We start from the raw sequence: 6,825 nt of genomic DNA, 5'->3' as shown, positions 1-6,825 counted from the left end.
GGTTCGTTTGCCATTTGCGCGTCCAAATATTGAAAGTAAACGCCTTTCTTGGCAGGTTTACAAGCAATATTTTTGCCCTACGGCCAAACCGACCACTAATCCTTCATGCAATCGCCCTGCTGAGCGAGGGTCTGGCATCCACCGCCAGGTATTAGCCGTCGTGGGAGAAAAATATTCTCCGGTTTGCGCCGAACAGTCTGATTTTATCTATCCGCCATCAAAACGTCGCCTTGAACTGTACCCCATACGTGCGTGGCTCGTTGATGATGCCGGTCAGGTTGTTGAATTCGATGGCACCCAGTGACTGGATCTGATTGGTGATGTTGCGACCATAGGCGGCGATTTCGTATTTGTCCCATTTGTAGCCGACGCGCAAGCCGCCTTCGAGCAGCTCCTTGGCCTTGTATTCCTTGGCTTCGTACAGGAAGAAATTGTAGCTGGTGCGGTAGGCCCAGTCGGTGTAGGCGAAGAATTCGCCGTTGGCCACGGGGATGCTGTATTTCAAGGTGACGTTGGCTTGCCATTCCGGCGCGCGCGGCAGCGGGTTGCCGTCGATATAGGCCGTGCCCACGAACGGGCCGACAGGGTCGGTGACGGTGCAGCCGCTGGCCGGGGTGTTCTGGGCGTTGCCGCAGCTTTGCACGTACAGCTTCTTGTCCTGGATCTCGGTGTGGTTATAGCTGCCTCCCAGAGTCATGCTGAGCGAGTCGCTGAGGTTGGCCTGGAAGTCCAGCTCCACGCCCTGGCCGGTGGCTTTTTCGGCATTGAGCAGCCGGTTCATATTCACCACGCCGCTGCCGGCCGTCAATTGCTTGTCCTTCACGCGGTACTGAAATACGGCCAGGCTGAGGCGCGCGCGCTTGTCGAACAGGTCTTGCTTGATGCCGGCCTCCACCGACAGCACTTTTTCGGCGCCGGCTTGCGAGGGGCGGTCGCCCAGGCCGTTCAGGCGGCCCTGCATCGATGGCGCGCGGTAACCGGTGGCGATGCGCGCGTAGGCATTGGTTTCCGGCGTCAGCACATAGGTGCCGCTCAAGTCCCAGCTGACGTTGTGCGAAGTGTCGTTCAGGTTGAAAGGGCCGGCCGTGGTCGCTTCCACGCGCTTGGCCGAAAAATCCTTCTTGTCGCTCGTGTAGCGCAGGCCGGCGCGCAGTTTCAGTGCGTCCGAGACCGTGTAGTTCAGCGAGCCGAAGGCCGCGTACGACTTCGAACTCTGGTTTTGCGTGGCGTAGGCGCTGTTTTGCGGATTGCCGGGCGCCAGACTGTCAAAGCTGATGCTGTCGATCTGGATATCTTCCTTGAAGTAGAACAAGCCACCTATCCATTGCAGCGGACCCTTGGCGCTCGACTCGGCGCGAAATTCCTGCGAAATCTGCTTGTGCTTGGGGATCACGTCGGCCGTTTCCACGACGAAGGGGATGAAGCCGGGGCCCATCGGCGGGGCGTACACGGCGCCATAGCCGCCGTCGACGTCGGCGCGGCTGAAGAAATCGAGTTTTTCGTAGCCGGTGATGGAATGCAGGGTGACGCCGGGCAAGTCCCATTTCAGGCGCATGCTGCCACCCTTGGTTTTCAGGTGCTGGCGGTTGATGCCATCGGTAGGGTAGGACCCATACTCGAAATTGTCGACCAGGTCATTCGTGCCCTGTTTCAGGATGTTGGCACGGAACAGCGTCGCCGTACCATCGAGGTTGCGCGCGTGCACGTTGAACAGGGCGGTGAAGTCGCGCGTGGGCTTGACCAGCACTTGCAGGCGGGCGGCGCTGTCTTCATAGCCTTCGAAGTCGCGCGTGCCGGTGGGGCGCGGGTTGTGCACGCGGTCGTCGCGGCGCTGTGTCTGGCCGGAAAAGCGCAGGGCCACGGTGTCGCTGACGGGCACGTTGAAAGCGCCTTCCAGGTTCTTCATGCCATCCTTGCCGAAGCCGCCGCTCAGGTAGCCTTCCGTCTTGAAGACGGGCTTGGCGGAATCGAACTTGATCACGCCGGCCGGCGAGTTGCGGCCGAACAGCGTGCCTTGCGGGCCGCGCAGTACTTCGACCTGGTCCACGTCGAAGACGGGAAAGCCTTTCAGCATGGCGTTTTCCTGCACCACGTCATCCATCACCAGGCCCACGGGCTGTGAGGCATTCAGGTCGAAGTCGGTGTTGCCCAGGCCGCGAATGTAGAAGCGGGGAAAGGTGCGGCCGTAATCCGACTCGACCGAGACGCTGGGCGAGCGGCTGTTCAGGAAGCGGATGTCGGCGCCGCCGGCCGTCAGGGTGTCGAGCTTGTCGCCTTTCAGGGTGGCGATGGACATGGGCACGTCCTTGATGTTTTCCGCGCGCCGCTGTGCCGTCACGATCACCGTTTCCAGCTGGCCAGGGCCGGCCTGTGCTGCCGGAGCGGCATGCGCGTCGGCGGTTGGCGCCGGGATGCTGTCTTGCGCCATCGCTTGCAGGGGAAAGGCGGCAGCGATTGCCAGGGCAATCAGGGTGTGGCGTATTGTGCTGGCATGCGGTGTGATCATGAAACGGCTCCTGTCGGTCAAGGTTATTCGTAAGGTCCAGGCTGGCGCTAGTCCGCTAGACGAAAATCATGCTAGCACGGAAAGTTTTGCTATTCATGCCATTTCCCAGGCAAGACTATTCATATCTATTTCGACTGAATACGTGAATAAAATCGTATTTGTCGTCAATATCGGGCGGGTGCATAGTGGGGTGCCGGCAGGCCTGCGCAAACCCAAAAGACGGCCAGGCCACCGATGATTTTCCCTACGACAGCGTCAACATACCGGCGCCATGGCATGCCAGCGGCCGGAGCACAGTGCGGAAAATGCGACAGTTTCCCCTTTTTTGATCTGCCGCACGATGTTGTTGTAGTGCCACATCACGGCATGGCAAGCTAGCCTGCTAGCGACTGCGGCGCGGCGCTTGCGCAGGCATTGATGTTGCCGTATAGCATCTCCAGGCTAGACTTCGCGTAGAATATAAATTATTGTAAATCAGAAACTTACATTTCTATCATGTTAATTTTTTCTGCAGGCGCGCCAGCCGTTGACGGCATCCAGCTTTCCGAACTGATCGCAGCCCTGAGCCAGGCTTTGGACATCACGGAAGGCCAGCCAGAAGGCCATTGCATCCGCTGCTGCTGGATCGGCATGCACGTAGGGCGTGAACTGGGCATGCCGGATGAAGACTTGTGGAATCTGTATTACACCCTGCTGCTCAAGGACCTGGGCTGCAGCAGCAATGCGGCGCGCATCTGCGAGCTATACCTGACCGATGATTTGTCTTTCAAGCAAGGGTTCAAGACGGTGGGCGACAGCCTGCCGCAAGTGCTGAAATTCGTCCTCAAGCACACGGGCCTGAAGGCGGGACTGGCTGAACGCTTCCGCGCCGTGATGACGATTCTGCGCGATGGGTCGCAAATTGCGCAGGATCTGATCGCCACGCGCTGCCAGCGCGGCGCCGACATCGCGCGCCTGCTGCGCTTTCCGGAGTCCGTGGCAGAGGGCATCTACAGCCTCGACGAACACTACAATGGACAGGGCAAGCCGGACAAGCTGGCAGACCAGGCAATTCCCCTGTTTTCACGCATCGCCTTGTTGGCGCAGGTCATCGACGTGTTTCATACGGCCGATGGCGTGCGCGCCGCTCAGGCCGAGGTGCGCCAGCGCGCGGGCACCTGGTTTGACCCGCAGTTGGTGCTGGCGTTCGAACGGGTGGCGCAATCGGGCGCCTTCTGGTCGATGCTGCGCTCGCAGGACATTACGGCCGCCGTGGCGGCGCTGGAGCCGGCGAACCGTTCCGTGCCGGTGGACGAGGATTATCTCGACGATATCGCCGCCGCGTTCGGCCAAGTGGTCGATTCGAAAAGCCCGTACACGAGCGGGCACAGCGCCCGGGTGGCTTTGTACACGGACATGATCGCCGAAGCCTTGGGCGTGACGGCGGAGCGGCGCCGCTGGCTCAAGCGGGGTGCCTTGCTGCATGACGTGGGGAAGCTTGGCGTCAGCAATAGCGTGCTGGACAAGGCGGGCAAGCTCGACGCGGAAGAGTGGCTGGCCGTGCAGCAGCATGCGCGCTACACGGAAACGATACTGTCGCGTATCAATGCCTTTGCCGAACTGGCGGTCGTTGCCGCCGCGCATCACGAACGGCTCGATGGCAACGGTTATCCGCGTGGCTTGACGGCCGACGATATCAGCCTGGAAACGCGCATCATCACCACAGCGGATATTTTCGACGCCATCACGGCCGACCGGCCTTACCGGGGGCCGATCCCCGTCCCGAAAGCGCTCGAGATCATGGCCGAAACCGTGGGCACGGCCATCGACGCCCGGTGTTTTGCCGCTTTGAAAGAGGCGCTGGCGCGCTTGCCCGAACTCACGCAGTAGTGCTCCGAGCGCTTGAGGGCCTGAGCGCGGACTTCAGCGCCCTCAAATGGGAAACGCGCCCGCACCCGACACATTCAGGCAGGCGACCTTGTCGCTGGAAAAGTACTTGATTTGCCCCAGGCCGATCGCGTAGCAGCCGTCGTTGAGCGGGGAAATGGGGCCGGTGAGTTTTTCGCCGCTGACCAGGGTCACCACCCAGGGCGTGGTGGCCGGTTTGCCAGCGTGGGCCAGTGCGTGTTGTACCAGGTCTGACATGCTGCCTCCGATGGAAATCAAAACCCGATGATAGCAGTGCAGAGCAGGTGCGCGCCTGTGCCGTGACGGCCTGGCGTGGTTGCGCCGGCGCGTCAGGCGTCGGCCAGCAGATTCTTCGGTAGCGCCACCGACACCAGTTTCCAGCGCCACAGGCCATCGCGCGCCAGGGTCAGCTCGCCAATGTGGCTCTTGCTGTGGGCGCGCTGCACGACGACGCTGTCCCAGGAAGTGTAGCGCAGCTTGTAGTCGGGTTTGGCGTTGCGCTGGCGGCCGCTGATGTCGCTGACCTTGGCGATCGGTTTTTCATAGCGGTCATTGAGCTTCATCAAGGCGATGATGCCTTCGGGCATCAGCATGGTATCGAGCAAGGGGTCGATGACGTCAGGGCTGATGTCGTCGGCCACTTCCGGCGCCGAGAACAGGGCATGCAGTTGCTGCCCCAGGCTGCCGCGCAGCTGGGCCAGGTCGATATGCGCAGCCAAGGCTTGGTTATCCTCGTCCATGGTTGCCGTGCGGATCTTGTTCATGGTGAAATACGGGCTGCCATAGAAGGCACCGGCCAGCGCGACCAGTGCCACTAGAGCGAGAAGCAACATTCTTTTCATCGTGCAATCTCTCGGATGCCTGGCGACCCGGTGCGCCTGAAGTGTTGGCATTTTACATAATATTTCCCAAAATCAATATGGCTGTTTAAGTAAGTGTTGTTTTGGATCAAGTTTCGTTAGAGTAATTCTTGCGGCAAGGTAATATCCGTCAATTTCCAATCCCAGATGCCATGCCGGCGCAGCAAAAACTGGCTGGCGGCGGGGCCGGCGCCGCTGCGCCGCAGCACCACTTCATTCCAGGAGCGGTACGCCATGCCGAAGTCGTGGCGCTTGCCATCGGCCCCTTGCTTGCCGTGCAGGATCAACAGCGTGATGCCGGGCGGCGAAACGATGGTGTCGAGCATTTCCTTGAAATCGTCTTCGCCGGCCGTTTCGCCGGCCGCCCGCAGTTGGCGCGCCATGCTGGCGCGCACGGCGGGCAGGTCGGCCTGCTGCGCCAGGTTTTCCAGGCGCACGGATTTCGCCGCGATGCTGATGCGGTACATGGCGATGTAGGGGCTGACCCAGGTGAAGCCGATGGCGGCAACGCTAAAAATGATCGCGGTGGCGTACTTTCTTTTCATGGTCTCGGTAGTGTGGTGATCTATTGGGATGATCGGTGCCGCCGTGATTTTACCCGGCGAGGGGCGGTGGATGGTGTAGCATTCGTGCCGGCGCGGACCATCGCGCCGCAATATTGAGGACAACCATGAATATCACTATCAATCAGGTGCTGCAGTCGTATATCGACCCGCTCACCGCCAGCGAATACGCGGCGCTCGAGCGCAGCCTGCTGGCCGAAGGCTGCCGCGACGCGCTGGTGCTGTGGAACGACGTGCTGATCGACGGGCATAACCGCTACGCCATCTGCCGCCAGCACGGCATCGAATTCAAGACGATCCAGAACACCAGTTTTACCTCGCTCGACGACGTCATGCTGTGGATGATCGACAATCACCTGGCGCGCCGCAGCGTGTCCGACTTCCAGCGCGGCGTGCTGGCCCTGCGCAAGAAGGAAATCGTCGCCGCGCGCAGCCCGGCCCCGGTCAATGCCCAGGATGCGCCGGACGGCGAAAACGCGCCGAAGCCGCCCATGAGCACGCGCGAAGAGGTGGCCAAGGTGGCGCGCTTGAGTAGCAACCAGATCAGCCAGATCGAAAAGATCCAGAAGGCGGCCTCGCCGGAACTGGTGGAAGCCGTCCGTTCGGGCACGATATCCATCAACGCGGCGGCCACCGTGGCGTCCCTGCCGCCGGAAGAGCAGGTGGCGGCCGTCGCTGGGGGTAAAAAACTGCTGCGCCAGGCGGCCAAGGAAATCCGCGAACAGCGCGCCGCCACGCGCACGCCGCGCGAGCCGAAAGTCCACGTGTCGCAAGATACGCCGGAAACGGGCAATGAGCCGTGGGCCGAAAACGCGTCCCAGGCACCGTCCGAAGCGGAGCGCTTGCGCGGCGAGATCGCCAGCCTGAAACAGCGGGTGGCGCAACTGCAGGCGGAAAATGTGGAACTCAATCAGCGCATCGCGACGCTGATCGACGCATCCTGATTACTGGAGGAGTTTCCAGGACCAGGCGGCCATGTAGGTGCGCGGCGAGTTCAATGACGTGCTGT

6 protein-coding genes are annotated in these 6,825 nt (G+C 61.1%); 2 read left to right on the top strand and 4 right to left on the bottom strand.

Annotated features, from left to right (window positions below; translation table 11 throughout):
• Positions 1-217: 217 nt before the first annotated feature.
• Complete coding sequence (locus ACP7DE_RS20635; protein ID WP_426073830.1) at positions 218-2,506, bottom strand: TonB-dependent receptor; 2,289 nt, start codon at positions 2,504-2,506, stop codon at positions 218-220.
• Between the two features lie 495 nt (positions 2,507-3,001).
• On the opposite strand from ACP7DE_RS20635, the gene ACP7DE_RS20630 reads away from it, so the two are divergent.
• Positions 3,002-4,375 (top strand): HD-GYP domain-containing protein, encoded by a 1,374-nt coding sequence (locus tag ACP7DE_RS20630; RefSeq protein ID WP_426073829.1) that lies wholly within the window; start codon positions 3,002-3,004, stop codon positions 4,373-4,375.
• Between the two features lie 42 nt (positions 4,376-4,417).
• Here ACP7DE_RS20630 and ACP7DE_RS20625 read toward each other — a convergent pair whose 3' ends face one another.
• From ACP7DE_RS20625 to ACP7DE_RS20615, 3 genes are all read right to left on the bottom strand, one after another.
• Positions 4,418-4,630 (bottom strand): hypothetical protein, encoded by a 213-nt coding sequence (locus ACP7DE_RS20625; RefSeq protein ID WP_426073828.1) that lies wholly within the window; start codon positions 4,628-4,630, stop codon positions 4,418-4,420.
• A 92-nt stretch (positions 4,631-4,722) separates the two neighbouring features.
• Entirely contained in the window at positions 4,723-5,226 is a 504-nt protein-coding gene (locus ACP7DE_RS20620) for a DUF2939 domain-containing protein (RefSeq protein ID WP_426073827.1), read from the bottom strand.
• 125 nt (positions 5,227-5,351) lie between these two features.
• Positions 5,352-5,798, bottom strand: coding sequence for a DUF2939 domain-containing protein (locus tag ACP7DE_RS20615; RefSeq protein WP_426073826.1), 447 nt, complete (start codon positions 5,796-5,798; stop codon positions 5,352-5,354).
• A 125-nt stretch (positions 5,799-5,923) separates the two neighbouring features.
• Here ACP7DE_RS20615 and ACP7DE_RS20610 point away from each other — a divergent pair, with 125 nt between their 5' ends.
• Positions 5,924-6,760 (top strand): hypothetical protein, encoded by an 837-nt coding sequence (locus ACP7DE_RS20610; protein WP_426073824.1) that lies wholly within the window; start codon positions 5,924-5,926, stop codon positions 6,758-6,760.
• The last annotated feature ends 65 nt before the right edge of the window (positions 6,761-6,825 follow it).

Origin of the sequence: Janthinobacterium sp. DSP2-3-3, assembly GCF_049897325.1 — a bacterium.
Classification (GTDB): Bacteria; Pseudomonadota; Gammaproteobacteria; order Burkholderiales; family Burkholderiaceae_D; genus Janthinobacterium.
Note: the sequence above shows the minus strand (reverse complement) of the source record. Positions and strands in the feature narration are given on the sequence as shown.

Coding starts and splice junctions, on each gene's coding strand:
- ACP7DE_RS20610 (WP_426073824.1), top strand. CDS start 5,924: ATGAATATCACTATCAATCAGGTGCTGCAGTCGTATATCGACCCGCTC.
- ACP7DE_RS20620 (WP_426073827.1), bottom strand. CDS start 5,226: ATGTTGCTTCTCGCTCTAGTGGCACTGGTCGCGCTGGCCGGTGCCTTC.
- ACP7DE_RS20625 (WP_426073828.1), bottom strand. CDS start 4,630: ATGTCAGACCTGGTACAACACGCACTGGCCCACGCTGGCAAACCGGCC.
- ACP7DE_RS20635 (WP_426073830.1), bottom strand. CDS start 2,506: ATGATCACACCGCATGCCAGCACAATACGCCACACCCTGATTGCCCTG.
- ACP7DE_RS20630 (WP_426073829.1), top strand. CDS start 3,002: ATGTTAATTTTTTCTGCAGGCGCGCCAGCCGTTGACGGCATCCAGCTT.
- ACP7DE_RS20615 (WP_426073826.1), bottom strand. CDS start 5,798: ATGAAAAGAAAGTACGCCACCGCGATCATTTTTAGCGTTGCCGCCATC.